General features: G+C 41.2%; 1 protein-coding gene. It reads left to right on the forward strand.

Annotated elements, in window-relative coordinates; all coding sequences use genetic code 11:
• Nucleotides 1-24: 24 nt before the first annotated feature.
• On the forward strand, nt 25-3,477 hold a 3,453-nt coding region (locus HN459_01045; protein MBT3478028.1), incomplete at its 3' end, for a hypothetical protein.

Consider the following 3,477-nt stretch of genomic DNA (forward strand, 5'->3'; position numbering starts at 1 on the left):
ATTTCTTCCAGTGCGGATAAGTTAGTGATTCAATTAAAATGTAATCCCGAAAGTCCCTATGATCTTGCGCCAATTCAAATACTAATCGGATTGCCAAATTCAACTTTACCTCGGTTCATCACACAAGCAGGGCAATCTGCAAAACATCCCTTTAAAAAAATAAATATCCATGAGACTAAATGGATTAACCAACAGATTGTTAACGGACTCCAAACAGGGACACTTCAAATAAGTCCTATGTCTCTTAATGGTGATTACTTTCAGAATCAAACCATCACCATTCAATTCGGCGGGACAAAAAGAATCAATCGCCAAATATTATCAAATCAACGCAAACTATTGGCACCAAAAATAGTTAACTGGGAGTCGGCCAAAAACTGGATTGAAACGCAAAAACGTGCATTGAGTAAAATACAGACATTTCCTGCAGGTCGGTGGCTTAGACTCACCTTGAAAGATGACAATATTTATAAAATAACAGCCACTATTATTCATTCGACCCTAAACTCAGGAGAGTCTCTGGACCCACGCAGTTTTATGCTTTTTACCGGTTCCGCTCTAGGGCGGGATAGAACTTATGAATTAACCCAAAAAATCAGCGCTAATGTTACAATCCCTGAAAATATGATTGAGATTTCCCTGAATATTAATGGTGAATCGGACGGCAGTCTGGATACCAATGATGACATTATTTTCTACGGCCTTGGTCCCAGTGGTTTCGACCAGAATATGGCGAAAATCACATGGCACCAAAATCTGTATTTCACTGAATCGGTCTATTGGCTTTTGATTCCAGACGATGCATCGCTTCGGGGAAAAAGAGTTGAAACAGGGAATACAGTGGCTAATGGTCCACTCAGCATGGATTATGGTTTATCTTACCTTCATTTTGAAACAGATATAGCCAATCCCCATGAATCTGGATTGGCATGGGGAAATACATCCATTCGCCAGGGAGGATCATTCTATCAACCTGTTGAATTAAGCAATCCCGTATCTTCTACAACCGCCAGCGGGTCTTTCGGTATGATTGGTAAAGAATCCGTATCAACTCGCTATGGCAATTCAAAACATGAAGCAAAACTTTCCTTGAATTCAAATGAGTTGCAATCTCTATCTTGGTCCAACCTAGGACTAAAATCGGACAGTTTTTCCATTCCCGCCAGCGTATTGACAGATGGGTCACAATCTTTTCAGATCACCAATAGTTCGGATAATCCCAACTCAGAACCATACTTTGACTTTTTAACTTTATCCTATATTCGGGAATTGACTTATACCAACCCATTTGAGTTTTTCTCGTCCGTAGTAAATAATGACATGACTTTCACAATTTCCGGACTTAATCTAAAGGTTTGGAATATTACTGATACAGTCAACCCTAAAAATATTCCGTTGAAAACTAACAATGATAAAACTGAAATTCGTGTATCTCTCCCGGCGGATACGTTGCAGCGATATTTTGTATTCAACCCGAATGATGTTCAAACTGTAGCGAGTATGTCCTTATTAGGGACTAAATCATTCACAGCGTTGAGGAATAACCTTGCCGGTGCAGACCATATTATAATTGGGCCGGAAGAATTTCGTAGCGCCGCTCAACCATTGATCGACCATCGCGGTAGTTCCATTTATTGTTCAACTGAAGATATATATAATGAATTTTCCGGTGGAAACATAGATCCAGTAGCCATTCGCCATTTTCTCCAATGGACACAAATAAACTGGAGCCAAAAACCAATCACTGTTCTTTTTATGGGCGATGCAGATTATGATTACCGCAATATTACAGGGCAGTCAAACATGAAAGTACCCACAATAGAAGTGGGCACGAATTATTCACACGCCACCGACGACCGTTTGGTTGCTTTCAATGGCATTATTCCAGAGATGGCTACGGGACGATTCCCAGCGCGAACGGCAGAAGAAGTCACAGCATTTGTAGAAAAGATTATTGCCTTTGAGACGAATATGCCTTCTGGACTTTGGAAACAACGGATAACTCTTGTGGCAGATGACCCTGCTCGCCCGGAAAGGGAATCCTATGAACTATCTGTGGGTAAAAGCCATACACTCAATTCAGAACGACTGACAAAGTCGATCCCCAATTTCATGGAAATAAAAAAATTATATTTGGTCGATTATCCTGAAGTGAGTGACGGATCAGCTTTTGGGGTTATTAAACCAGAGGCCACTCAAGCTCTATTTGACCAAATTTCTGCAGGCACAGCCATTATCAATTTCATCGGTCACGGGAACCCCACCCAATGGGCCCAGGAAAAATTACTCATTATTAATGAAACTCGAAATGATATCCAATTCATTAAAGCAGAAATGAAACTTCCCATTTGGGTAGCGGGCACATGTAACTGGGGCCATTTTGATCAAATCGGGTCTGAATCATTTGCGGAAGAATTGATTCGAACACCCATGGATGCTGCATCAGCCATTATTACAACCACTCGCGGTATTACGGTGTCCAGCAATATTCATTATTTAGAAAAGATTTTTTCAGCCTTTTTTCCCGACGGAGGAATAATGGATGCAACTTTAGGCATGGTTCTGCAATCGGTAAAAACGGGCGGATCCGACGGCGAGCTCTTTCATCTCTTTGGCGATCCTGCTATGAGACTGCCCATTCCTTCTCAGCTCATCAGCGATAGTCGGGTGACTCCTGATACATTAGCCACTCTTGATGTGGGTACTTTATCCGGAACAGTACCATTCGCCAGTGGAGAAGGATACTTCGTTTTTGAAGACGGCCCGACTACTGTTACAAAATCCTTTAATTTTTCTTCTTCCAAGAAACAAATTTCTTATTTAAAAAATGGACCAACCTTATTCCGGGGAGCCTTCACTTTCGAAGGATCTTCCCTTTCTCCACAATTCCGTGTGCCCAAGGATATTACTTATTCAGATCAGCCGGCCAAAGTCAGGTTTTCAATTTCTGGCAATATAGATGAAGAGGCAATTGGTGCTGTCTCCGGGATTCAACTGACATTGGGGTCTCCCTCTAATGATACTGAAGGACCCATTGTCACATTCGAAACTGAATCAGGGCGGATGCTACGAAACGGAGATCATCTATCTTCTGAAGGGAAACTCATTATCAGGCTTTCTGATCCACTGGGAATAAACCTCACAGGAGAAAAGGGACATGAGCTCTATTTAATCCATCCAGAAACAGAGGAAAAATCCTTGGCAGTTGAACAATTCATTTATGATGTGAACAGCCTTAATACAGGCACGATTCAATATAAAATCCCTATAGAGCAGGATCAACTTTCACTCGATGTCAGCGCTTGGGATAATGCAAATAATCCAACTGAAGCGCGAATTGACCTAACTTTATTAAAATCGAAAAAGTTAGATTTGCTCCACGTTTTCAACTTTCCAAACCCCTTTGCCCATGAAACGCAATTCACCTTTGAGCTTACTTCTGATGCTAAAATAACAGTGGATATTTATACACTTGAA

The sequence above is a fragment of the Candidatus Neomarinimicrobiota bacterium genome, assembly GCA_018647265.1.
Taxonomy (GTDB): Bacteria; Fidelibacterota; Marinisomatia; order Marinisomatales; family TCS55; genus TCS55.